Raw genomic sequence first — 24,899 nt, forward strand, 5'->3', positions numbered from 1 at the left:
CGCAGCGGCATCTGGAGGTAGTCGCCGAGCTCGGTGAACTCCGCGATGTCGTCGACGCGCTTCTCCATCTCCTTGGCCGTCATCCCGAGGAAGAGGCCGCGGATGATGATGTTCTCCTCGCCGGAGATCTCGGGGTCCATGCCGACGCCGAGGTCGAAGACCGGGGCGATCTTGCCCTCGATCCGAGAGGAACCGCGCGTCGGCTCGTAGATCCCGGCGAGCAGCCGCAGCAGCGTGGACTTGCCCGCGCCGTTGTGGCCGACCAGGCCGACCCGGTCGCCTTCGCGCAGCGAAAGCGTCACGTCGTGCAGCGCTTCGATGATCGGCACCTTGGTGTCGGTGCCGATCTTGCCGCCGACCTTGCCGAGGACCTTCTTCTTCATCGAGCGGGTCTTGGCGTCGAAGATCGGGAAGTCGACGAAGGCGTTCTGAACGTCAATGGAGACCATGTGTCACACCCAGTAGGAGACGCGGGCACGGTAGTTGCGCATCGCGACGCCCCGAATCGTGTTCATCGGACCGAACCCGGCGCGACGGGCCGCTTTCCGAGCGAACCGTCACCCTGCACCCCTCTGCCCGCTGACCCGTTGCCGTTCGTTGCCGCCCCGTCGGTACCATGGCTCACGGGTGGCCGGCGACGCTTCACCATCGCGGTCATCGCCCGCCTCGCGGGCTCCTCCACGAACCTCCACATCAGGTACGACAGCGCCAATGCGACCACCGGTACGCTGAGAAAGAGCCCTTCGACCAGCAGCGTGTGTGGCGCGAACGTCTTCGGCCATACGTTCTGCGCCCACCAGATCGGCTCGATCAGCAGCATGTGGACGAGGTACACGCTGTACGAGATGTGCCCACCACGAACGATCGCCCGCGAAGACAGCACCCGCGCAACACCGCCGGTGGCCATCGCCGACGCGGCGATCAGCGGCACGAACAGGAACAGCACGACTGGGTAGTACTGCGGTCGATCCACCAGTTTGATCAGATACAGATACGCAACGATTGCGATCAGGACCGCCTCGGTCGCGCGGCTCGCCCACCACCCGTTACGCGCCGTCCTCGGAATCCGCCGGACGATCATCGCGGCAACGCCGCCTCCGACGAACGCGCCGAGCAGCCGCAGGACCCACAGGTACGGAATGTACAGGTTCTTGCTCGCGCAGGCCAGCACGACGACCGGGCCCAGCAGTAGCAGCGTGTACATGATCAGATGCCGTACCCGCAGGACGGCGGCCAGCCGGAACAACAGCAGAGCAAGCAGCGGGAACAGCAGGTACGCCAGCCATTCGCAGCTGACCGACCAGGCCGGGCCATCCCAAGTCACCCGGTTGTTGTCGGGCTCGGTCCACATGACCACCATGAACAGCTGTCGCAGGTAGCTCAGCGGCGTGAAGTCCTTGGGGGCCACCGGATCCGGACCGTGCAACACAGTGAAACCGTGCCACAGCATCGCGATGGTGAGGGTGATGAAGTAGACCGGCCAGACCCGCGCCAGCCTGCTCCACAAGTACCTCGCGGTCTCTTTCGCGGGGAGGTGATCCCCGATGCGGGCCACGTAGTTCCAGGCCAGCAAGAAACCGCTCAGCGAGAAGAACAGGTCCACGGCCAGGTCACCGTGGTCGAGAACCGGGCTGACCCAGCGCAGCACAGAAGGAAACTCGTCCTTCAGATTCCCGCGCATGTGGAAGAACACGACCGCCATGGCCGCAAAAATGCGGATTCCGGTCAATGGAAGGATCTCGCCCGGTTTTGCTGCCGCAGCTCGCCGGCTTCGTCCCTGTGCACCACTGCCTTGCGCCGTCGGCGCCCACTGCCCAGAAACAGCACGTTTGTTTGTCATCGAAAGACTGAACCTCTCACATCGGTCCGGCGCCAGGCCCGGCGCGGAAATGGACGACGGAAGCTGTCGCGGACACATCTATTTGTCAACTCGACGTGCCGAGGCCGAACTCGATCCACAACCTCGCCGCAACCCCGACACTGGATCCGCAGCCCGGTGACGCGCTCCATGATGACTCTCACCAGCCGGCCGCACCGGGCTGAACAGGCGGACACGCCCAGGCCCCTTGGAACGCGGTCGCGCATGAGCCTGCCCTGCCGTCCGGCGCAAGAAGGAGCTGCAGAAAGCCTTCTCCCATCGGAGGCGACCAGACCTTCCAGGTGGGCGGGCCAGGCTGGGGCGTCTTGGTGTACACCAGCCGATAGTCGACTGGCCGCGGCTGGCGATTCCAGTCCAGCCAGAGGTAGTTCCACCGCAGCAGCGTAGAGCCGACCGCGCCGGACTCGGCGATCTTGTAGTTGATCAGCGGAAGCACCCGGCCCGGATCGGAGAACCGGTCCACGATCGCGCATTCGCAGAAGTATGCCAACGCACCGATCTCCGGCGGGGCCTCGACGGTGTTGCTGCCGACGAGTTCCCCGACTTCCTTGCCGACGCGGGCATAGTCCGCCGGGGTTGCCCAGTTGGTGTATATCGGCGGCGTACCCCAAGGAACACCGTGGTCAGCGTCGAAACCCGCGCTGCCGATGACAGCGGACGCGGCCACAGCCACGGTCGGCACCAGAAGCAGCGCCCGTTTCGCGCCGCGCGGCTTGGCCGCGGACAGTCCATACCCGATCCCCATGGTGAGCACCACTGAAAGTGCGACGATCGGCGCGCCGTAGTACCAGTGGTACGACGGCATGTACATCACCGAGTACGCGATGTAGTAGATAACGCCGCTGACGCCGACCGCCGCGACCAGGCCGAACCTCGCCGCGGCGGCGCGGCGGTCCACCATCCGCCAAACCAGCCACAGCGCGAGCACCCCAAGACCGATGGCTGCGGGGGCGAACGAGACGGAGGTGACTGGCCACCCGAATCGCTCGGCGTATTGGAACGGGCCTGGGGCGTAGGTATAGACGCCCGGGAGCAAGTCGTGCTCCAGCGACTTGATGACGAACGTATCCGGAATGGCCGAGCCGAGCGCGAACCAGCTGAAAAGGAACCACGGCAGCGCGACGAGTACCGTCACCGGCACGACGCGCAACAATGCGCGGCGAATCGGTCGCGCGGCCAACGCCAGCACCACCACGAAGAGGACCAGGTCGAGCCGGGCGAGCAGGGCCAAGCCGGCCAGCACACCGAACAGCAGCGGCCGCGCCTCGATCGCGGCCATCAGCAGCAGGACGATCAGCGCCGCCATCAGATGTACTTCCAGCCCTGTCGACGACAGCAGCAGCGGGTTGAACAGCACCAGTCCGCTGCCGACCAGCGCCGTCGCCGCGGCCGGCAGGCCCAGTACGCGGGCGATCCGCCAAAGACCCCATGCGATCACGACGATGCAGCCGACGAACACCAGACCAAGCCCGGCGACCGGGTGTGCGTCGCCGCCAGCCACGCGGGTCACAGTGGCACCGGCCGACAACAGCAGAACGTTGAGTGGCGACGTGTCGGTGTTCGCCGTCTCCGCCGAGATCAACCCCCAATGGAAGTGTTCGACGAAATTGCGGACGTATGCCAGCGTCGTGAAGGCGTCATCGATCACGCTTTCGCGGACGACGACGAAGACGGCGGCCGACACCGCGGCGACGGCCAGCAGCAGCGCCCACGGGAAGTCCTGGGTAGCCCAAGCGCGGATCCGACCCGTACGGGACGTCGCTGGGCTCGACACGTGTGGTGCTACCGGGTCGTCGGCGGGGACGGGGTGGCACGCGACTTTTTCCGTCATGAACTCAGATGCCTTTCGGTCTTGATGAGCGTCCTCACAACGAACTCCCCAGCGATCAAGGCAAAGATGTGAGGACGAGATGGCCGATGCCGGTAGCCGGTGACCAGACCTGCCAGACGTCCGGACCGGAACCAGGACCCTCTAGCCATGTCAGCTTGTACTGGGCAGGACGCGGCAGCCGTCCGCGAACCAACCACAGGTAGTTCATGCGCAGGATAAACCTGCTGAACGGGCCGGCCTGGTCAATACGCTTCTCGATCAGCTCGCTGGTACGTCCACCGTCAGAGAATGGGTCGACGATCGCGCAATCGCAGTAATAGGCGAGCGTGCCGATCTCCGCGGGCGCCTCGACGGTCGCGTCGCCGATCCGTTGATGCAGCGCGAGGCCGACCGCCGCGTAGTCCGCCGGTGTGGCCCAGTTTCCGAAGACCGGCGTGGTCCGCCACGGAATGCCATGCCGGACATCGATGGTGCCTGCGCCAGCGATCACCGCGACCATCAGCACGACACCACTACCGGTAAGCCAACGGCGGGCCAGGTTCGGACGGCCACTAGCGACACGTCCGAGTGCGCCCAGCGCGCCGACGGCGAACATGCTCAGCGCCACGATCGGGGCGACGAAGTACCACTGGTAGGGCGGCACACCCATGACTGAGTACGCCACGTAGTAGACGCCGCCACCGAGACCGAGTGCGGCCAGTGGCCATAGACGCGTCGGGCGGCGGACCCAAAACCATGCAAGTAGTGCGATCGCGCCGAACGCGGCCGGCAGGAACGACCATAGGGTCGGCCAGAAGTGTCGTCGGTTGTAGAGGTAGAAGTTGGGGCCGTCGACGTAAGTGACGCCTGCGAACGAATGTTGGAGGGTCTTGATCACGAACGTGTCGGGAATGGCCGATCCGATAACCAGCCAGCTGAACACATACCACGGCAGGCCGACGACCCCAAGCGCCACCAACACCCAGCCCAGCCGACGGCGGATCGCCGGCGTCGCAAGCGCGATCAGCAACACGAAGATAACCAGGTCGAGCCGGGTCACCAAGGCGATGCCGCTGACGACACCGTACATAACCGGCCGCCCCTCGGCCGCCATCGCGCCCAGCATGACCAGCACGGCGGCTATCAAGTGCACTTCCAGCCCGGTGGCCGACAGCACGAACGGGTTGACCAGAACGACCAGCGTGCCGAGGCCCGAGACCCACGTGGCCAGGTGCAGCGCACGAGACAGCCGCAACCAGCCCCATGCGATGACGACCATGCAGCCGACGAACAGCACACCCAGCGCAACTACAGTGTGCTCACCACCGGCGATCCGCAAGACGGCCGTGGCGGCCGCGAGGAGCAGCACGTTCAGCGGCGACGTTGCCGAGTTGGCAGTCTCCTGGGGGATCATGCCCCAGTGTCCGTGCAGTGCGAGGTTACGCGCGCTTGCCAACGTGATGTAGGTGTCGTCGATCAGGCCGTCCTTGACGACACAGAACATGCCCGTCGAGACAACGGCGACCAACAGCAGCCAGGCGATCGTAAATCCGGAGATCCGGTTCTCCCTCGCGGATCGGGAAAGTTCGCTCGACCTGACGTGCCCCCGACCCAATTCGGATATCGCCGCGTTCATTTACCGGGTTCCTCTCTCAAGCTCGGCGACAGCTCCGGTTTCGAACGGCACGCCAGCTCGCATACATCGGGAATTCCGTGGCTGCCGATCATTCGGCCACCAACGAGGTCTTGGAAGGCCGTCAGCCCACCACCTGCGCGACAACCTGCTCGTGATCGATCGTGTAAGCCTGGTACTCGAACCGCAGCCCGGTCTCCTCGACATGCTCCACCCACGCCCGGTGCTCGTGCTCCTGCCAGCCGGAATAGTTGAAGTACTCGTCGAACACCACGATCGACCCCGGACGCAGCCGCGGCCCGACGAGTCCGAGGACGGTCTTCGCCGAGGAGTAGAGGTCGCAGTCCACGTGCAGGAAGTCCACCGGCCCGGAGTGCGCCTGGAGGAAGCCGGGGAGCACGTCGTCGAACCAACCGACGACCAGGTCGGCTCCCGGCACCTCGGGCAGGGTCTCCACGCCGAAGGTTCCAGCGGGATAGCCCGAGCGCCAAGTCTCGGGCAGCCCAGCGAACGAGTCGAACCCGTATACCGACTCGCCGCCGCGGGCGTTCGCGATGATCTTCAGCGTGGTTCCGGAGTACACCCCGAACTCGAGCGCCAGGCCGCCCTCGGGAGCGAGCGTCAACGCGTGCTCCAGCGTGCTGTGCGGCGAGGGAAACGCGCGGGCGGCCTTCATGTGGTCGCGGACGAACAAGGCGCTTTGGTGCGCCGCCTCGGCCTCGCCGGCGAACATCAAGTCGCGCCGCGCGCGGTGCTCGACGTCGGCGAGGTGCTCGATCACCCGTTGGGCCTGGCCACTCGTCTCGGCGGGTAGCTGCCGCCGCAATTCGGCGACGTCGCGGCTCAACGCGTCCAGCTTGGCAGACTGCTCGGCGAAATGCCGGTACACCGCTTCGTCGATGGCCCGCGAAACCTTGTCACGCAAAGATCTACGGAGCCGATCGGCACGCAGACTCCGGCGAATGACGTCGTGCATGGAAAATGTCCCTTCTCAGACCCTCATCGAGGGGAAGCGGTCCGCAAGATCCAGAGACCGGACTCTTCGTGCTTCCGCCGAATTCCGATACGCCACAAGGGTTTCAGAGCACCGAGTGCGGAAACCGCGGCTTCGGGTTGAATTTCACGCCGCGCACGAGACTCTTCACGACACGCAGACGCAACGACGGGGAAACGTGCCCTTGCGCCATACCGCGGAGCACACGGCCGGCGAACCCGGCGGCCGCGAACGCGCTCTCGTGGTGCAGCCGGTACGAAAACTCGTTGCGGGCACCGTACTCGTACTTCCACACGTTCTGGTTCGTGACCAGGCCGAAGTTGACCCCCTGATTCACGGGAAGGTCGTGTACAACGACGCTGGTCAGCACCTGGAGTCCGGGCCCGGCTTGGGAAACGCGCAGGGTGTACTCCATGTCGTCGAACCAGATGAAATAGTCGGTCAGCGGCAGCCCGAACCGGGTAACCGTCCGCCGCGGAACCAGCACGGACACGAAGGAGCAGTGGTTGACGAGCACCGCCTGCTGCCCGAGCGAGAGCAGCCGGCCCCAGTCCCAGGTCGTGCCGGGGTTGTTCATCTCGCAGATCCCACCGTCCGTCCACTTCACTACCGAGCAGGCGAAGGGCAGCTGCTGGCCGAGAGTCTGTTCGGCCTTGTCGAGCCCGTTGACCAGCTCCTCGAGTGCGTCGGGCCGCGGGTAGCAGTCGTCGTCCATGATCCAGAGGAAGTCGGCGCCCATCTCGTACGCCTTGGTCATGCCAGCCGAGAAGCCGCCGGCGCCGCCCGTGTTCTCAGGCAGGCGCAGCACGGTGATCCGCCGGTCGGTCTCGTACGACGCGAGGAGCTCGTCGGTGCCGTCAGTCGACGCGTTGTCGACGACGACCACCCACTCGGGGGCGCAACTCTGGGCAAGGATGCTTTCGAGCACCTTGCCGAGCTTGTCCTTGCGGTTGTAGGTAACGACGACCGCTGCGACCTTGTTCACTTTTTCCACTCCTGATATAGCTCTCGGGCCCAGGCCTCGGCCCGTGGCAATTTCGCGAAGGCCTCATTCTTCGCAGCCTGCTCTTCGAGCCAGCGTTTGTGCTGCTCCGGCGAGGACATCATCGTCCGGATCTGCTCGGCCGCCTGCCGGACGAAGGCGTACGGGTGCCGCGGGCACAGCAGCTCTTCGGCGACAACCGAAGCCTGCGAGCCCACATCGGCCGAGACGACGGGGATCCTGGCCGCGGTGGCCTCGAAGGTGGTCAGGGTCAGGCCCTCGTTCTCCGAGGAAACGACCAGCACGTCGGATTCGGCCAGCGTCGCTTTGACCGGGTGACCCGGTCCGCGGACCTCGAGCACGTCGGCCAGTCGCAGCCGGTCGCGCAGCTCGTGGATCTCGTCCTCCAGCTCACCCGCGCCGTGCACGATGAACCGCGCCGGGACCGGCGAAGACTTCTTGAGCTCGGCGGCGAGCTTGAGGAACACCTGCGGGCGCTTTTGCTGGTGGAAGCGGCCGATGTAGGTCACGGTGAACGGCCCGGTCTTCTCAGCGTCGGGGGTGATCCCGGCCGTCGTGGCACCCGCGAGCGTGGCGAGGACAACCTTGCCCGCCGCGACACCCTGCTGGTGCACGAGGTAGTCGCGCAGCTGCGGGGAGATCACGTGGTGCGTGTCGATCAGCGCCGACATCCGCACGGCGTGGTCCACGAAACCGCCGGTCCGCCACTCGAGGATGTGCTGTGAGTCAACCACCGGGACGTCCGGCCAGACCGACTTCACCCATGGCAGCCGGTCGTAGAGCCAGGAGTTGTGGTGGACATGGACGCCGCGGATGTCGAACGCCGAGAACAACCCGCCGAACAGCGCGGATTCGGTACCCAGCCGGATCGGATGGGTCAGCGGGACGACGACCGTGTCTTCGAACTCGGGCCGGGTGATCCACGGGTGGTTCGACTCCCGGTCGGTGACCACGATCGAGACGAACCCCAGTTCCTTGGCCAGCTGGACGCAGTCCAGCGCCCAGCGCTCCGCACCGCCGAGCTCCAGCCAGTGCAGGCCGAACAGGATGGCGGGCCGGGCGGTGCTGACCTGGCGGCGGTAGTTCGTGTTGCCACCCGCAGTCACGTGCCGCGGCAACTGATGGGCGCCTTTGCGCCGTTCGACGACGTCGGTCCGCAGTTGACGCAGGTGGTCGTACTGGAACGGGACACGTGACCGGAGCAGCTTCTTGGCCCTGCCGATCGGGCCGGTGAGCTGGCGGTACCCGTTCTGCGTCGCGGGCTTGCCGCCTACGTCGATGACGAGGTCCTGCGTCCTGCCCGGATCCGGAGCCCCGGCCTCGGGAGTGACCAGGCTCCGCACGACCACCGAACCGACCGGCTCGCGATCCTCGGCCCAGCCGATGTTCAGACAGCGCTCGTCGGTGAGTGAGGGGTAGCCTCCGTACCGGGCCCGGACGACGGTCAGGCGGAGCACCGCACCGCGCCGAACCAAGGCGTGGTAGTTCGCCGCGCCGATGACCAGGCGGCGTTCCCGTTCGTCGAGGGCGCCGCCCCCGACGAGACCGACGCCGCGGTCGTCGATCACCTCGAACGCCTCGGCCAGTAATTCGGTTTTCATATTCGCCTCATCAACCTGATTTACTTCAGCAAGCATCGACAAATCATGAACGTTGCGTAAAATCACGAAGACGACAGCATGCACCCAACCTATCCGCGGGCTCGACGCCCTGCACCACTGGAAGCGCAAGACCGACACCGGCGGCATTCGACGTCAACGAATCATCAACACCGCAGGCAGGTTCCGACGCCGTGCCCGGCCAGTTCGTCCAGCCGATGTTCGGACACAAGGCAACCTCACCCCTGCTACCGACTGCGACCCACATGCCTGCACGCTCGATGACCGCAAACGTCGCAGCCAATGCCATCAGCAGCAAGCACCAGCGATGCGACGGCCAGCAAGAGCATGTTCGCGACCACCGCGGCCTCTCGGATCCGCCCGGCTCGTGCCCGTCCTCGACGGTACAGGTGAACAAGACCCCACCCGTCAACGGCATGCCTCGACTCCATGAAGCACTAACCCTCTCGTTGTTTCCCGCTGCCAACCCCGAGTCAGGCATGACGAGCCGACACTTGGCACCGACGGAATTGTTGGCGCGGAGCTTAGGTCTCCACGGCAGCACCGGCAACCCGAAGTTTGAGCCCCGACAGCTGAATTTCGACTGTCCATAAAGGAGGAATCATGCCAAGCTCAGCCGAGCCGAATCCACGCCAATAGGCCCGCCATCAGCGCAGCACCAGCGCCGACCCGGATGACAACCCGCCAACGGCAAGCGCGGCGACTCCCGGCGAGTGCATCGGAACTGCCCGCCAGGATGTCCGGACGGGAACTTAGATTTGCCCTTCAAGACTTACCGACGGGCCACAGAATCCATGCGGCGACCGACCTTGAGAGCTTAACCTGCTGTTTACTCACACATCACCGGTTGAGCACATAACCCAATACCGTGCGCACCACAACTGGCAACCAACCGGATACAGGCACCAGCCCCGGACATCTCTGGATGGCGACCATGCCTTACCGTTGCCCGACCAGACAGCCCAACACCACTTCCGTGTCGGCCGGGTCCGCATGGGACGCCGTCGTGGGCCGACTCGCCCTGAAGTTCCTGCGGCACAGGGTCATGCACCTACAACCGGAGACGATATGACCAAGGTTGAACCGATCGCGCCCGCACAAGAACACCGCCTGCGACCTACCGCGGCAGCGACGATTGGTGGCGTTTTACGAACTGCGCGACCAAAGCAATGGCTCAAGAACGTTCTTGTCTTCGCCGCGCCGTTCACGGCCGGCCGGATCGGAGACCTGACTGTCCTGCGGTCTGCGCTGATCGCCTTCGTCGTCTTCTGCCTCGCCGCCTCCGCGATCTACTTCGTCAACGACGCAAAAGACGTGGACGCCGATCGGGCACACCCGGCCAAGCGCAACCGGCCGATCGCCGCCGGCCTCATTCCCGTCCCGGTCGCCTTCGGCGTCGGCATCGTGCTGCTGCTCGCCGCGCTGGGAGTCGCCGCGGCGCAGAACTGGCAGTTGGTCGTCGTGATCGCAGTGTACGAAGGGGTCCAACTCGGCTACTGTTTCGGACTCAAGCACGAACCCGTGATCGACCTCTGCATCGTCGCGTCCGGCTTCCTGCTGCGCTCCATCTCGGGCGGCGTGGCCGCGAACATCCCGCTGTCCCAGTGGTTCCTGCTTACAACTGCGTTCGGCTCCCTGTTCATGGTTTCCGGCAAGCGCTACGCCGAGATCCGTCTGTTCAACCAGACCGGTGCCGAAATCCGGTCGTCACTGCGCAAGTACTCGGCCAGCTACCTGCGGTTCGTGTGGGCCACCGCGGTGGCCGTCGTGATCGCCACCTACTGCCAATGGGCCTTCCAGTTGCGCGAACAGTTCGGCACGACATGGTCCGAGATTTCGATCGTTCCCTTCGTCATCGCGCTACTCCGTTATGCCATCGACGTCGACGGCGGCAAAGCGGGCAGCCCCGAAGAGATCGTCCTTCACGACCGGCTGCTCCAAGTTCTCGGCGTTGCCTGGATCACCACGCTGGCTCTGGCCTTCTACTTCTGACGAAGGAGAATCCCGTTGACCACGCAAACAATAGTCAAGACTTCTCCAGAACGCCCGCGGGAACGTGCCCGGGCGACAGTCGCGCGGTCGTGGCTGCCGACGCTGGCTGTCGCCGTGCTCGCCGCCGCGGTCTTCCTGCTCTCTCGCAAGGCCCTGATCGACGACGCCTACATCACCCTGGCGTACGCCAGGAACCTGGCCTTCCACCTGCACTGGGGACTGGTGCCGACGCTCACGGCGAACACGGCGACCTCGCCGCTGAACGAGTTGCTGCTCGGCCTGCTCACCTCGGTCACCAGAGCTCCCGTTCTGGCGCTGGGTGTGGTGTACGTACTGTCTGCCGTGGCCATGGAGTACGGACTACGCCGGGCCGCCCGTAGTACCGGCCTGCCGGGGTGGATCGGCCTGCTCACCGTGCTCTTCACGGCTCTGAACCCACTGCTGATCTCATCGATCGGCCTGGAGATCTCACTAGGCGGCGGGCTGGTCGCGCTGCTGTTCGCGGCCAGCTTGGCGCGGCGGCCACTGTGGTTCGGCGTGATCGCCGGGATGCTCGCGCTAACCCGACCGGACCTGCTGATCATCGTGGTCGTCGTATTTCTGGCCAGGCCGAAGCCATGGCGCAGGTGGTGGCTCAGTCTGATCGGCCTGCTCGTGGTCACCGTGCCGTGGTACCTGTGGAGCTGGACGGCTTTGGGTTCGGCGCTGCCGGACACCCTGCTGCTCAAGGTGAATCAGGGTGCGTGGGCAGGTCACAAGTTCGACACCGGGCCGGTGCTCTACCACGACGCGTTCCCGACGGCCGCACTCCTGTCCTACTTGCCTGCCGCCATCGGCGCGCTCCTCGCGGTGTGCTGGCTGGTGTTGCGGCTCGTCCGGCACGCCGAGCCATTGCGGCGGCTCGATCGGTTCTTCGCGCTGCCGTTGGCTGGCGGGCTGCACTACCTCGCGTACTCGATCCTCGGCGTGCCGCCCTACCACTGGTACTACGGCACCAGCATCATCTGTTGCTCGGCCTTCGTTGCGGTCGTGATAGGCGCCATTGCCCGCACCTCCGAGAGCACCCTCGCCGCGCGGATGCCGGGACTCGCCGGCGGCGTACTGACCGCTGCGCTGGTCGTGGTGTCCGCTGTGGACTTCTCGGCCGACGGCTTACCCCGACAGGCCGCGCAGATCACCACAAACTGGGCCACATCAAGGCAGTACGAAGAGATCGGCACCGCTGTCGGCAGGTTGGCCGGCGACCAGGTCGTGTCCACGGCAGCTGAGATCGGCGCGATCGCATACTTCTGCGACTGCACCGTAGTCGACCCGTTCTCCGACCAGGGCTACATCGTGCAGAAGGTCTCGCGATGGCTCGACGCGATGCAGCCGCTGAACCGCAAGGTGATGGGGTGGAACTTCCACTACCTCGACCGCTCACATCGACCGCTGGTCGCCACGCTGGCCCTCGTCTACACGACCGAACCGCCCTCGGGCGCGCTAGGCACGTGGCAAGTCAATTCGCCGTGGATGGACCCGCCCGGCCACTGGCACTACCTGTCCCTGGTACCGGCTGGCTGAGCGGGCCGGCCACACCAGCAGGTGCCGCAGCGCCGTCATGACCCAGCGGCACCGAGTCCACAATGTCGCCGCTGCCTGGCCGGGCGTCATCCCAGCTCCCGTCCGGCGAACAAGGGTATTGCGCCGCGGATCGAACGGGTACGCCCGGCCCGCACGTGCGCCAGGTAGTCCTCGCGGAAGTGCGCTACGGGCGTCACGACCGGGCTCACCGCGCCGTCCGGCAAGGGGACGCCGTGCGCGATCAAAGCGCCCGACACCTCTTCCTTCGGCCGAAAGAGTGACAGCCACAAATTCACTCTTCGTGATCGGTGATCACCGGATCGAGTTACCCATCCACCGGAATGCCGGATCAAGGTCAAAATCACCGACAGTCACGATGGGCGACCCCGTTACCCGTGGTGGTTGACACTCAAACAGGTTAGCCCAAGTCAAACACGAATGGATTATATGCCTAGAGTGGGAAGATTCCAGGTCGGCAGGATCCACGGAAATCAGCTCGTTGACAACCGGTCAGCACGATGAAAACCTGACTCCACTCTCGCGAGAGCAACTCCAGGGAAATAGCAATTAAGACATTGAGGAGTGATTCCATGACCGACATCATCACCGGCGCTCTGGCAGACCTGGCGCACCTCATCGGCTGGCTCATCTGATCCAGTCGAAACGGCCCGGACGCGGAAACCCGCGTCCGGGCCGTTTCGACGCTCTACGCACTCCACATCACGGAATCACCATCAGAATGCGCAAACTCGACGGTGACTCTTTCTTCGGAATGCGTGTCCGAGGACGTTCCAGGAATGGGAATCTCCACTGGCGGCAGTCGCAACAGCCCAGCGAAAGTCACCTGGTCGGATGTCGCGCCGAGACCTTCCCGCGCGCCACGCCCCGCCGGCGCCTGGTCACCCCGTGCGATCGGCAGCCGCGAACGAACGCGATCCCCTCACACTGACCGTCGTGGCTCCGGTCGATCCGGGTCAGGCCGTGGCCAGACACGCGCAATCGGCGGGAGCAGCAGCCAGCTCCCGTGTGGTCAACGACAGCTTCTTGCCGATCCGATGATCAAGCCGTAGGGCTCGTCATAGTACGGTTACAGTGCGCCGCCCCGGCCAGTCGCAGCGTCACCTCGATCGTCCCCGGCATCAATACCGGTGGCTGCGGCGGTACCAACCCCGACGACGGCGATGGCGAGCCGGCCAGACGCGGGGCACCGACGGCCGGGCCAGTCGGGCTGCGTGCTCCCATAATCGGCCGACCAGCCGCGTCACGAACCCGCGGATTGTCGCGACAACCCGCCTGGCTCGGATGGAGTGCCCAGCCACGATCGCGCCGGCCTGGGCAAGCGTCTGCGCAGGGCGAAAGCCGGCTCACGAGACAGGGCCTCGGCCTCGCCAGTCGTCATCTGCTGGACGACGAACCGCTCCCAGCGTTGTTCCGCCAATTTGTCGGAGCAACTCCTGAAGGGTGGCTTGAACATCCGACGCGAAGCCCTTGACAGCTTCCTCAACCACGTTGGTCGAAGCTGCACGTGGGAGAACCCGGCCCGTTCGCCCACCCATCTCGTCCAACTTCGCGCGCGTTGCCGCAACTTCCCCGTCCGCGGACCAGACGGTGTGCTTCACGGCGACCCTGGGCAAGGCAATGTCGCGGTATTCGACTCAGATTGCCGCGAACTACACCGACTTCGCCTGGATCACCCGCGAGGGGTACCGCTCGTTCGTCACCGCCGACGTCACAGCCGCGCCCCGCTACCGCACCTTCGCCGACTTCCAAGAACCGACGCCGTCCGGATGCCGCCCATCAAGCGCGACACCGAATCGCTTGCCTACCTGGTGACCTACCCCCTTCCTGGAGCCGGGACGCGATCCAGGCGCGAGCCGACGTCAGTCTCCAGGTAGCCAATCAAATCGATCTTCGCCTTGCCCCGGCGAGACGACCTCGAACCTCGAGACAGTCGGTCCAAACGGGACACCAACCGATCTGCGGCGTAGATTCGACGTAGCTCAGCCACTGGGTCAGAAGCGGATTCAGGTGGTCCCCATGGCGCTCCGTGACTACGAGCAACGACAGCTCGACGAAATCGAACACTATCTCGCCGAGGAGAGCCCGCACTTGGCCCAGCGACTCGCCGTGTTCCAGCGAGTCTCCTGCGGGATCGTCATCATGGCCACACTCGGGCCGCTCATCGTCGGTGTTCTGTTCACTGTCGCCGGTCTCCAACTCGCGATACCCGGCGTCGCCATCATCGGCGCGATCGTCACGGTATCCGGGCCCGCCCTCGGCTGGTTCCTCCGGCACCGTGGGGGATCCTCCGTGTGATCCGTTCAAAGTTGCGATGGTTTGCAGCTGCGCACATGATGTGAACCTCAGCTGGCGTCCCCTCGCGGCGGGAAGGACGTACACCAATGAGCGAGTTCAACCAGGTAGGACCGGACGACGAGGTCCAGTGGCAACGTGACCGGCTACCGAGCCTTCTCGGACTCACCGGCAAGCACGCTGTTGGCATCCGCGGCCTGCTCGACGACAGAATGGTCCGCGGATCCCGGTGAGCCCGCGGGTGCCGGCTCCGATCGTCGTGGCCAGTGACGGGAGCGCGCTCGCCGCGCCGCGCAGCGCGCTGATGCCGTTGTTGCGTCGCCATGAAGCCGTGATCAGTGCCGCGGGCTTGCCGACCCGATTGGTGGTTCTGCCCTGCACGGACGATCACCGAGCGAGAATGGCCTTGCGTGAGCTTCCGCCCCGTTCCGTGGTGTTCCTGCCGCACGTCACACCGCGCCGTGAAAGCATCGCGCGACACCCCAGCAGCCGGCTGGCGGTCCTCACCGGACAGGAGGCCAGAGCGGTCGCCCTGACCGCCGCGCTGATGACCGGCCTACGCCGAAGGGGGCGTTCTCCGCGAAACAGCCGGATCGTGATCGTCGGCGGCGAGACGATTCCCCTGTTACCACCCCTGTTGCTTGCCCTCGACATCGACGTCGTCTGCTTCCCGCCGTGCCCCGATGCGGACGTGTCGAGCTACGCGGACGTCATCGTCGACATGCGCGTCGGCGTCCGACGATCGCCCGCGGCAGATCGTGGCGGCCCAGTCGTGCTCGCCCCCGCCGGCGACATGCGCTACCTGATGACGGCTGTACCCGGACTCCTGCGAGCCGTCGGCCGGTTCCCCGGCATGAGGTTTACGCACGAGGCCTTCCGCGCGTGCGTGCACGCTCTGGTCACCGCGACGCCACCGGCGAGGCTCTTGCCGGCCCCGAGCCCCCGCCTCGCCGACCATATCTCCGATGCGGTGTGCGGCGAGATCCTCCAACGCGCCATTCCCCACCAGCGCCCATCGGCACCGCTTCGCTGATGGCCACGTGGGTCAGAAACGCCGGCCCTCGCGGTTCTTGATCCACCCGGCGACCCGCGCCCCGGCCTGCAATCACTGTATCGTGTATCGATCAAGTGATCGACTAGATCAACATCATGTGCGCCTCGCCACGTATCCGTAACCCAAAAGGAGGATGCCGTTCACACAGGATTCGAATAATCTCAATCTCCCGTTCCTTCCAGGTGGTGATTCCAGTGTTCGAAATCCCGGCGACGCCGGCTATGCAGCGTTGGTCGGTTTCAGTCGAGGGAGACCATGCTCTGTTCAGCTGCGCTCCTTGGCTCGAGGGTTCGGCTGCGGGTGTGCTGCCGCGAATCTGGCCGGGGCGAGGCATGGGAGTCAGTGACGTGGATGGTCAGGGGTTGCTGGCCGCCGTCGCCGAGACCATGAAGACACCTCGATACTGGATCGCCAGCCGTCAACAAGCCGGTGCGTGGCAAGATCAACCTTGGGGTGTTGCGCGGCAAGACCCTGACGACGGTTTCGTCTATCTCACCGGCCCGTGCGGCGAACCGGACGGATCGGCCGGGTACCGCCCGACCCGTCAACTTCCCATCGCCTTGTGGACCCTGCGTGGTCTCCGTATTCGCCTCGCCGTTTTCCTGCGCGCGACGACTGTCACTCCACCAAGTACCCGCCACCCCGCCAGCCGGCTGGCGCCCGGAGCGGGCAGTCGCTGACAAGCTGTCGGCGGCACAGGCCCTGATCCAATACGGATTCCGCATCGGGCTACGAGCGCACAGCGAACCGTGGCCGCCGCCGCGCACCCGGGACATGAGAGACTGGCGCCCGAACTTCATTGCAAGATCCGCAAACTGGGATTTTCCTGCGGCTCGCTGTCCAGGAAACCCCGCATCGATCGGACACGGAGAATCGCACCATGCCCAGCATCGACGAGAATCGCGACTACTGGACCAGCTACCACTGGACGGAAAAGGGGGACGAATGGTCAATCGGCTACGGCGGCACCGAACCGCTGTGAAACTGGACGATCATGCCGCGCATCGCGGCGTTCCTGCCCGCCGAGCACACTCTGGAGATCGCACCCGGCCACGGCCGCATCACGCAGTATCTCGCGCCCGCTAGTGAACGGCTGAGCATCGTCGACCTGACCGAGGACTGCATCGCCGCCTGCCGGGAGCGGTTCGCCGCCTACGACCACATCGGCTACCACGTGAACGACGGAACGTCACTGGACATGATCGACGATTGCAGCGTGGACTTCGCGTTCAGCTGGGACTCGCTGGTGCACGTCGAGGCCGACACCATGGCGGCCTACATCCGCCAGCTGGGCCGGAAGTTGCGGCCCGGCGGCTACGGGTTCTTCCACCACTCCAACCTCGACGGCTGCCGTGATCCGCAGACCGGCGGGCTGGGCTTCGAGAACGAGCACTGGCGGGCGCAGACGATGTCGGCGGCGAAACTGCAGCAGTTCTGCGCCACCGCTGGGCTGCGTACCGTGGTCCAAGAGCTCCTGCCGTGGGACGGCAAGCACTACACCGACTGCATCTCGGTGTTCCGCCGCGACGCCCGGCTGCCCAAGTGGGTTCCGTCGCGCCCGGCCGTCATCCGCAACACGCGCTTCTTCCCGCAGGTGCAGCAGAAGCTCGCCGCGGAAATCCGGGCCATCACCCGGCCCTATCGCGCCGATCTCCGCCTTCCCGGCCTCCACAAGGGCAACGTCCTTGACGGAAACGTCCGTTAGGCCGGAATTGGGTCAGTCCAGAAAGGCACGATTACCGCCCGTCCAGCGTGCACTGACGGGCAATTTCGGCACGCTCACTACGTCATATCAGTCCGGACGCTGACAGAACCGGTTGAGCGGCAATACCGGTCACCTGGCCAAACATCACTCACCCGGCCGAGTCAGCCCACGGGGAATTCCTTTGTGGACACGGGTGTTTGTCACTTGGCGCTCGGAACCGCAGTTGCCGACGTTCCCCTGGCCTGTCTACTCTCCGCCGCAACAACTTCGTCAACGCCAGGCGCCGGGACTTCCTTCTCGGCTCATGGTTGTTGCGTGCGGGTACGAGAGGGACAGTCCTTCAATGATGACCAGGCGTGCTGCTGACGGGCAGCGAAGTCTGAGCCATGGCGCGCCGCAACGGCGGTGGCCGTGAGCGCGAAGATCGAGACGCTAGGACCGTTTCTCATCTGGACGCGTGCGAGATAGCCGATACCGGTGATCAACGGCGAGCGACGGGGAGAATCAGTGTCTGGAGCAAGACCGACGGCACCCCGGTTCGACATGCCGGCACGGCTGTACGACGGGGTCGGCGCACACGTCCGCCTGGACACCTGCCCGCGCAGGGCGCTGACCGGGGTGGCCAGTACGCCGCCAGCGGGAAGCCCAGCAAACGGGCAGACCGAAGGTGCCCCCGATCTACGTGAGGTGCTCAGCTGATGACCGGTGCTCGCGAGGAACGAGCAGAGGTGGCGAAAATGGACTTCGCAGCTCAGCCGGCGCGACCCACGGCCGGGTCGAAGCTGACCGCTGCCGCACTGGCGGCACTGACCGCGTTGTGTGCGCTGACCCTGACGCTGGGATTCCTCAACAAGGACCGATGCACCGGTCCGTCATTCGATTCCCAGGGTCGCACTCAGACAGACAGTCAACGCCCGTTCCGCGACTGGTGCTATTCCGATATTCAGAGCCTGTGGGTCGCACGAGATATCGACAAGCACACATTTCCCTACATTTCCGGCTCACTGGACGAGAGCGGAAACCTGACCGGCGGAGCCATTGAATACCCAGTGCTCACCGGTGTACTGGTCTGGCTTGGCGCCACTTTTGCATCGAACGATGCACAGTACCTGATGTATTCAGCGATACTGCTCGCACCGTTCGGATTACTCACAGGCTGGCTACTTGGCAGATTGACCGGCTGGCGCGCACTGTTATGGGCATTCGGCCCGCCACTGATTCTCTACGCGTTCCACAACTGGGATCTCCCCGCTGCCGCCGCGGCGGTCGCCGCGGTGTACGTGCTGCACCGCGGCTGGGGCAAGGACGAGGCCAGTCGACCGTTCCGGCAACGGGCTGTCGCCAGTTCGGTGCTGCTCGGACTGGGCTGCGCACTGAAGCTGTACCCGGGGATCTTCGTGCTACCGCTGATGTTCTACGTGTTCACGGGCGGTCAGGAGCGCCGCGGACTTGCACCAGGAAGGCGGTACGACGCACGAGGCGCGGCGCAGGTGGCACTCGCCGCGCTTGGCACGGTAGCCTTGGTAAACCTGCCCTTCGCGATTCTCGGTTTCGACGGCTGGCGCGCATCATTCATTTTCCAAGGTCAGCGCAATGCGGACATCTCGACGAACTCGATCTGGTACTGGGCATTTCGCCCGGACACCGATCGCCCTGAAGTTCAGCACCTGATCGGCACGTTGTCGCCGATCGCTGTCCTGCTGTCGTTCGTGCTCGCATGCGCCATCGGCTGGCGTCGATACCGGCACGAGGGCACGTATCCGTGGATCGGCGTTTCCGCCTCGATGCTCTGCGGTTTTCTACTCTTGCACAAGGTGCATTCGCCGCAGTACACGATCTGGCTGGTGCCGATGTTCGTACTGATGCGTATCCGGCTCGGCTGGGTCGTGGCCTACTACGTGGCTGACGCGGCAATCGGGATCGGGATTTTCCGTTGGTTCAACTCGCAGGTGGACGGCCGGTACTCCGGCATTTACGAGGGGTTCGCGGCCCAAGCGGTCATGATCGGAGTGTGGGGCCGGGCCGCGCTGCTGGTCGGCCTGTTCGTTGCCTTCCTCAGTTCGAAGCCGGCGTTCGAGGAGATCCCGGCTGCGCCACCAGCGCTCCACAGCGTGTAGCCGCGAAGGGGCCGATTGCCAGGACCGCGCGTCAGGCGAGCACCCTGCCGACTTTCGAGCACCACCCAGCAGCCTCACCCGATCAAACGACCAAGTGATCAACATCCCACGATCGGCGGTATCTACCCCCGCACCGTCATGCCAATCTCCCATTTGGTACAAATGCGAGTAAACCTCGCATTCCGCTTGAGCTGAGTTCGCCTCCGGACACGACCGTTCGGGAACGAGCGAGCAGCACCACCAACCCGGGAATTTGGAGACCATGGCAGAACTGACCAGGCGGGCGTTCGTCACCGCAGGAGCCGCGGCTGCCGGCCTCCTGCTCTGCACCCCCACCGCCAACGCACTGGACCGCGCCTTGCGGCAGACCGCGAACCGAGCGGTCCGGACCACCGGCACCACACTGGACCAGGCGGCATCCGGCAGCGCGACCGGCTACTCCCGCCTCTCCGCCGGCCCCGGTTGGCCGCTCGTCGTCAGGTCAGAGCTCACCGACGCGAAGCCCAGCCGGGACGAGCGCCGTACCGCCCTCGGCGCCTTCGTCCAGTTCACCGACCTGCACATCGCGGACACCGAGTCACCAGCCCGGTTCGAGTACCTGCACCCCTACAAGGCCACCGCCTACCGCCCGCAGGAAGCCCTCGGCACCGTTGCCACCAGCGCGCTGGTCGATCGGGTCAACAGCCTCCGGGCCGGCCCGTTCACCGGCCGCCAGTTCGACTTCGTCATCTCCACCGGCGACAACACCGACAACCACGAGCTGATCGAGCTCGACTGGTTCCTCACCACCCTCAACGGCGGCGAGATCACGCCCACCACCGGCGACCCGGCCCGCTACGAGGGAGTCCAGGCGTCCGGCAGCCCGACATTCTGGAACCCCGGCACGCAGCTCACCGACGACTACACCAAGAAGGGCTTCCCCCAGATCCCCGGCCTGCTCGACGCCGCCATCGCACCGTTCACCGCCCCCGGCCTGAACCTGCCCTGGTACTGCACCTTCGGCAACCACGAAGACAGCGTCGTCGGCACCCTGCCGGAGGGCATCCCCGGCATCGAAGGCTGGTACACCGGCAAGCACAAGGTCATCGGCAAGCCCGACAGCGTCGCCCACAAACTCGGCACCGCCATCAAGAACGGCAAAACCGTCCCGCTCGGAGAGCTGTTCAGCGGCGGGATCGTCCGCGAAGTCACGCCGGACCCCTTGCGCCGCCCGTTCAGCACCGCCGAGTTCGCCACAGCGCTTCTCGACCCGAAGAACACCGGCCCCGGCCCGGTCGGGCACGGCTTCACCGACGCCAACTCCGACGGCAGGACCCTCTACTACACCTTCCGCATCGCGCCCGGTGTCACCGGCATCAGCCTCGACACCACCACCCAGGGCGGGTTCGCCGACGGGGCGATCGGGCTCGAGCAGTTCAACTGGGTCGAGGCAACACTCAAGCGGAGCAGCTCCACGTACTTCGACTTCTTCGGCCGCGAGGTCACCCAGTTCGTCACCGACGAGCTGTTCATCGTGTTCAGCCACCACACCAGCGACACGATGGGCAACCTGCTGCCGGACGCCCGCCGCCTGCTGGACCTGCGGCTCAAGGGCGACAGGTTCGTCGGACTGCTGAAACGCTTCCCGAACGTGGTGGCCTGGGTGAACGGGCACACCCACTACAACAAGATCACGCCGCACGTCGGCAAGACCCCGACGCGGAGCTTCTGGGAGATCAACACCGCCAGCCACATCGACTTCCCGCAACACGCGCGGGTGATCGAGCTGGCCGACAACCACGACGGGACGCTCTCGTTGTTCACGACGCTGATCGAAGCGGACGCGCCGTACTCGGTGGACTACTCCGCGAAGACGCCGGAAGCGATCGCGTCGATGTACCGCGAGTTCGCCTACAACGACATCCACGCACAGCTCAGCTTCGTCGGGGTGGCCGGAGACCGCAACACCGAGCTGCTGGTCGCCAACCCGCTCGGTTGACGCCCTGCGAGGTCATCGCGTGGGACGGCACGCTCGGCGGCAGTTGCACGGCGGGACCGGCGCGGTCGGCCCCGCCTGACCCGCCGGCCACGCAGGGTCGGCGAACCGTTCGAGCGCCTCGCCGGCCATCGCCGGACTGGTCCCCGAGTGCTCTCGCAAATATCCACAGGTCAGCGGTCCCCTCGACCACACGGCGCCTCGTGCTCGCCGTCAAAGCCGGGGCAGGGTATTCAGCAGCCGACTCAGGAACTCGGTCAGTGTACGCAGTGGAGCAGAAGGTGCAGGAGCCGGAGCTGACGCAAGAGGCTGGAATTTGCCGCAGGTGGCCGACCCGAGGATGATCTCGCCCGTGCCGAGGTCGCCGCCCGTGAGCGTGATGTGCAGCGCGTTCACGGTCAAACTGCCATCACTGTTCATGATCTGCTCGTTGACAACCGCCGTCCCCTTCACAACCGAGGACGGAAGGTCGATTCGAGTGTTGGCATGCGCCGTGTCTGTAAGAGCCTCACCAAGGCCCCCAACCGTATTGGTGAAGGTGGACGAACCGGTAATACCGCCGGCGGCGGTCGTTGCGCAGGTAGCCTGCATGGAATCCGCACCCACCAGCACAAACTCGGACATCTCGCCGCCGGAGTCCGTCAAGAGCGCCACGGAGCCGACCTTGCCAGTCTCGGTGACATTGCCTGTGTTCGAATCACGGGCCGAACCACTCGCGATCCCGGCGACCTGAACGTAAACCTCGCCCCGCCCCTGCGTCGCGTCGATGTCCGCAGCCGAGGCGCTGGTCGGACCGGCAGTGCTGGACGGCGCCAACTTGCCGGTGGGCGCGACGACCACAGTGCTGCCGTCCGGGGCGATTATCGAGAGCGAGGCGCCGTAGGCCGAACCAGCACCGGGAGCATCGGCCTGGGCCGGGACCACGGCTGCGAACACCCCTACCGTGGCCAGCCCCACCACGCCGGCGGAGCGCAACAATGAAACACGCATGAAATTTCCCTTCGAAAATGATCCAGAATCAGTCACTCAGGCAACCAACGCCACAGTCAGCAACATTAGGCGAACCCGATCGTAAAGCACTACTCCCGAAGCGGCAAGACTTCAGACGTGAGACTGCTACCGCGGGTGTGTTTTATCGATAGTTGTTCACTCATTCGAGTGATCCACATCGGCACTCTCGTCGTTAAATGACCACCGGCCGCATCAAATCAATCGTCAGATAAAGTTTGAGGCAGCGACCCTTGCCTCGCGGGGCAACAGTTATTACCTTCGCTAACACCGGGCCCACTGGCAACCCGTTCCGGCCGACTGATCAGTAAATGTCCAATATGCACAGTTATCGAAGCAGCAGAGAGTGGTCCGGATGGGCATGCCGCTGGGCATGCTTCGACTTCGACCGAGATGTGGCGGGCTGCCGAGACGGCGTCGGAAACGGTCGGGACGAGCACCTGGCGGGCCGAGCTCGCCGCCATCACCTTCGCCTACTCGCGCAACGTCGCCGACGGCTTCGGGCCGGTGCTGCAGCCCGGCGCCTCGCCGGTCGAGGGGTACTCCAACCCGACGTGGATGGTGCTGCTCGCGCTCGGCAAGCTCGTCGGCCTGTTCGACCACGGGACGCTGTTCGGGATCAACGACCAGATCCTCTTCCCGAAGGCGCTCGCGCTGGCGTGCTGCCTGGGCGTCCTCGTCCTGTTCTACTTCGGCGCCAAGACGCTCACCCGCCGCCCGGCGCTGGTCACCTTCCTGACCGGGGCCGTGCTCGCCGCGATCCCGTCGTTCGTGATCTGGTGCTTCTCCGGGCTGGAGAACTCCTTCTACGCGCTGACCGTCGCCGCGCTCGCGGTGCTGATCCTGCGCGCGGTCCAGGGCGGCCGGCTGCTCAGCACCCAGGTCGCCGTCGGCGCCGGGCTGATCGCCATGCTCGCCGCGCTGACCCGGCCCGACGACCTATTGACCGGACCACGGGCGACACGCCGAGGCAGCTGGCGCACGTGGTTGATGTTGATCGGTAGACCTCACCCACCTTGATCAAGAAGGTGGTGTGAGTTGTTCGATGACATGGACCGGGACATCGCTGCCACCCAGCTGCCCCGGTGGGGTCGGGTGGGTGCCGGCCGACGGCCCGGCGCCGTGGCTCGTGGTCGACGACGACGTACCGGTGGAGCCGATCCGCCGCTACCTGACTGACTTCGTGGCCGGGGATACCAGCCTGCGGTCGGTACGCAGCTACGCCTTCGCGCTGCTGCGCTGGTGGCGGCAGTTACGTGCGGTCGGCGTGGAGTGGAATCAGGCGACCCGGCGGCGCGATCCGCAGCGCCGCTCGTCCTCGCCGGTCTCCGGGGTCACCGTCGAGGCCTGGCCCTGGCTCCCGTATGGAACCGATTCCGTCGCCCCGCACGCGCTCTTCCGCAAAGGACGCCACCGTCGCGATATCCGAGGTCGACGGCCAGGTCGACCCGGCTTTCTGCCCCCGCCGTCAATGCGCAGTACCTCACAGGGAACATATGATTGCCCGAATAGTCTATGGTCTCGGATTGCAGTCGGGCAGGCCGTGGCGAGTGGGTACTGTCCCGACCATGACACCCCCCCGGTGATTTTCTTCGCTGCCGTTTCGCGACACCGGCGACCGGACTCGCTGCCGTCGCCGCTGTCGCACTCGGCGGAGCCGGCGTGCTCGCCGCGCCGACGGCCCACGCCGCGCAGGCCGGATGCACGTCCACGACGCAGCGCTTCGACTCCATCGGCAAACTGCAGTACTTCCACGTCCCGGCCGGCGTCACCCAGATCGACATGACCGTCGCCGGCGCTGCCGGCGCTGCCGGCTCTACCGGCTCTACCGGCTCTACCGGCTCTACCGGCTCTACCGGCTCTACCGGCTCTACCGGCAGCGCCGCTGCCGGTAGAGCCGGCGGCCTGGGCGCAGTCATGACGGTCAAGCACGTCCCGGTGAAGGCGGACGCCACGCTCACCGTTCTCGTCGGCGGCAAGACCCCCGATGGCCAAGCCGGCGGTGGCGGCGGATCGTTCGTCTACACCGCACCAGCGTCCACGGGCAACCTGCTCGTGGCCGCCGGCGGCGGTGGCGGCGGTAGCGCCCTTAGCAGCGGCGAGGCCGGGGGGAACGCTTCAACCACACCGTCCGGCACCGCCGCCGCTGGCTCCTTAGGCGGCGCCGGCGGCAACAACGGCACCGGCGGCACCGGCGGCGCCGGCGGCGGCTTCGCCAGCAGCGGCGGAGGTGG

General features: G+C 65.6%; 17 protein-coding genes and 2 pseudogenes. 11 read left to right on the top strand and 8 right to left on the bottom strand.

Features of this window, described 5'->3' with window-relative positions; translation table 11 throughout:
• From G3I65_RS52115 to G3I65_RS52145, 7 genes are all read right to left on the bottom strand, one after another.
• Positions 1-449, bottom strand: a 449-nt coding sequence (locus G3I65_RS52115; RefSeq protein WP_160703483.1) for an ABC transporter ATP-binding protein, incomplete at its 3' end; no start/stop codon positions are given.
• A gap of 62 nt (positions 450-511) precedes the next feature.
• Positions 512-1,918, bottom strand: a complete 1,407-nt coding sequence (locus G3I65_RS52120; protein WP_309236087.1) for an acyltransferase — start codon at positions 1,916-1,918, stop codon at positions 512-514.
• A 100-nt stretch (positions 1,919-2,018) separates the two neighbouring features.
• Positions 2,019-3,710: a hypothetical protein gene (locus tag G3I65_RS52125; RefSeq protein WP_160703487.1), complete on the bottom strand. Its 1,692-nt coding sequence runs from the start codon at positions 3,708-3,710 to the stop codon at positions 2,019-2,021.
• A gap of 55 nt (positions 3,711-3,765) precedes the next feature.
• Positions 3,766-5,325, bottom strand: coding sequence for a hypothetical protein (locus G3I65_RS52130; RefSeq protein WP_239071975.1), 1,560 nt, complete (start codon positions 5,323-5,325; stop codon positions 3,766-3,768).
• Positions 5,326-5,446: 121 nt separating this feature from the next.
• Positions 5,447-6,298 carry a class I SAM-dependent methyltransferase gene (locus G3I65_RS52135; protein ID WP_160703489.1) on the bottom strand — a complete coding sequence of 284 codons (852 nt, stop codon included), beginning with the start codon at positions 6,296-6,298 and terminating at the stop codon, positions 5,447-5,449.
• Positions 6,299-6,401: 103 nt separating this feature from the next.
• The gene (locus tag G3I65_RS52140) at positions 6,402-7,310 is read right to left on the bottom strand and encodes a glycosyltransferase family 2 protein (protein WP_309236088.1); all 909 of its coding nucleotides are present in this window, start codon (positions 7,308-7,310) and stop codon (positions 6,402-6,404) included.
• Positions 7,298-8,920, bottom strand: a complete 1,623-nt coding sequence (locus G3I65_RS52145) for a glycosyltransferase family 4 protein (protein ID WP_166641665.1) — start codon at positions 8,918-8,920, stop codon at positions 7,298-7,300. The genes G3I65_RS52140 and G3I65_RS52145 overlap by 13 nt, the downstream gene beginning before the upstream one ends.
• A gap of 1,086 nt (positions 8,921-10,006) precedes the next feature.
• On the opposite strand from G3I65_RS52145, the gene G3I65_RS52150 reads away from it, so the two are divergent.
• From G3I65_RS52150 to G3I65_RS52190, 9 genes are all read left to right on the top strand, one after another.
• Positions 10,007-10,930 (top strand): decaprenyl-phosphate phosphoribosyltransferase, encoded by a 924-nt coding sequence (locus G3I65_RS52150; RefSeq protein WP_160703491.1) that lies wholly within the window; start codon positions 10,007-10,009, stop codon positions 10,928-10,930.
• Positions 10,931-10,945: 15 nt separating this feature from the next.
• A complete protein-coding gene (locus G3I65_RS52155; protein ID WP_160703493.1) occupies positions 10,946-12,493 on the top strand; it encodes a hypothetical protein in 1,548 nt (515 codons plus the stop codon).
• A 1,608-nt stretch (positions 12,494-14,101) separates the two neighbouring features.
• Positions 14,102-14,326 (top strand): hypothetical protein, encoded by a 225-nt coding sequence (locus G3I65_RS52160; protein WP_160703495.1) that lies wholly within the window; start codon positions 14,102-14,104, stop codon positions 14,324-14,326.
• 204 nt (positions 14,327-14,530) lie between these two features.
• Complete coding sequence (locus G3I65_RS52165) at positions 14,531-14,809, top strand: DUF3040 domain-containing protein (protein ID WP_160703497.1); 279 nt, start codon at positions 14,531-14,533, stop codon at positions 14,807-14,809.
• A 238-nt stretch (positions 14,810-15,047) separates the two neighbouring features.
• Entirely contained in the window at positions 15,048-15,839 is a 792-nt protein-coding gene (locus tag G3I65_RS52170) for a hypothetical protein (protein WP_160703499.1), read from the top strand.
• Positions 15,840-16,054: 215 nt separating this feature from the next.
• Positions 16,055-16,540: a hypothetical protein gene (locus G3I65_RS52175; protein ID WP_203612743.1), complete on the top strand. Its 486-nt coding sequence runs from the start codon at positions 16,055-16,057 to the stop codon at positions 16,538-16,540.
• Positions 16,541-16,854: 314 nt separating this feature from the next.
• Positions 16,855-17,565, top strand: a complete 711-nt coding sequence (locus G3I65_RS52180; RefSeq protein ID WP_160703501.1) for a class I SAM-dependent methyltransferase — start codon at positions 16,855-16,857, stop codon at positions 17,563-17,565.
• Positions 17,566-18,263: 698 nt separating this feature from the next.
• Positions 18,264-19,682 carry a glycosyltransferase 87 family protein gene (locus tag G3I65_RS52185; protein WP_309236089.1) on the top strand — a complete coding sequence of 473 codons (1,419 nt, stop codon included), beginning with the start codon at positions 18,264-18,266 and terminating at the stop codon, positions 19,680-19,682.
• A 262-nt stretch (positions 19,683-19,944) separates the two neighbouring features.
• On the top strand, positions 19,945-21,660 hold the full coding sequence (locus tag G3I65_RS52190; RefSeq protein ID WP_160703503.1) for a TIGR03767 family metallophosphoesterase: 1,716 nt from the start codon (positions 19,945-19,947) through the stop codon (positions 21,658-21,660).
• 210 nt (positions 21,661-21,870) lie between these two features.
• Here the strand turns inward: G3I65_RS52190 and G3I65_RS52195 are convergent, their stop codons facing one another.
• Positions 21,871-22,647 carry a choice-of-anchor P family protein gene (locus G3I65_RS52195; RefSeq protein WP_160703505.1) on the bottom strand — a complete coding sequence of 259 codons (777 nt, stop codon included), beginning with the start codon at positions 22,645-22,647 and terminating at the stop codon, positions 21,871-21,873.
• A 411-nt stretch (positions 22,648-23,058) separates the two neighbouring features.
• Between G3I65_RS52195 and G3I65_RS52200 the strand changes: the two are divergent.
• Positions 23,059-23,610, top strand: a pseudogene (locus G3I65_RS52200) (hypothetical protein); the annotation flags it as partial.
• A gap of 717 nt (positions 23,611-24,327) precedes the next feature.
• Positions 24,328-24,899 (top strand): annotated as a pseudogene (locus tag G3I65_RS52205) (hypothetical protein); the annotation flags it as partial.

The sequence above is a fragment of the Amycolatopsis sp. SID8362 genome, assembly GCF_010550475.1.
GTDB classification, from domain to species: Bacteria; Actinomycetota; Actinomycetes; order Mycobacteriales; family Pseudonocardiaceae; genus Amycolatopsis; species Amycolatopsis eburnea.

Excerpts from the sequence above, each read along its gene's own strand:
- G3I65_RS52120 (WP_309236087.1), bottom strand. The coding sequence starts at position 1,918 with ATGTGTCCGCGACAGCTTCCGTCGTCCATTTCCGCGCCGGGCCTGGCG.
- G3I65_RS52125 (WP_160703487.1), bottom strand. The coding sequence starts at position 3,710 with ATGACGGAAAAAGTCGCGTGCCACCCCGTCCCCGCCGACGACCCGGTA.
- G3I65_RS52130 (WP_239071975.1), bottom strand. The coding sequence starts at position 5,325 with ATGAACGCGGCGATATCCGAATTGGGTCGGGGGCACGTCAGGTCGAGC.
- G3I65_RS52135 (WP_160703489.1), bottom strand. The coding sequence starts at position 6,298 with ATGCACGACGTCATTCGCCGGAGTCTGCGTGCCGATCGGCTCCGTAGA.
- G3I65_RS52145 (WP_166641665.1), bottom strand. The coding sequence starts at position 8,920 with ATGAAAACCGAATTACTGGCCGAGGCGTTCGAGGTGATCGACGACCGC.
- G3I65_RS52150 (WP_160703491.1), top strand. The coding sequence starts at position 10,007 with ATGACCAAGGTTGAACCGATCGCGCCCGCACAAGAACACCGCCTGCGA.
- G3I65_RS52165 (WP_160703497.1), top strand. The coding sequence starts at position 14,531 with ATGGCGCTCCGTGACTACGAGCAACGACAGCTCGACGAAATCGAACAC.
- G3I65_RS52180 (WP_160703501.1), top strand. The coding sequence starts at position 16,855 with ATGCCGCGCATCGCGGCGTTCCTGCCCGCCGAGCACACTCTGGAGATC.
- G3I65_RS52185 (WP_309236089.1), top strand. The coding sequence starts at position 18,264 with ATGACCGGTGCTCGCGAGGAACGAGCAGAGGTGGCGAAAATGGACTTC.
- G3I65_RS52190 (WP_160703503.1), top strand. The coding sequence starts at position 19,945 with ATGGCAGAACTGACCAGGCGGGCGTTCGTCACCGCAGGAGCCGCGGCT.
- G3I65_RS52195 (WP_160703505.1), bottom strand. The coding sequence starts at position 22,647 with ATGCGTGTTTCATTGTTGCGCTCCGCCGGCGTGGTGGGGCTGGCCACG.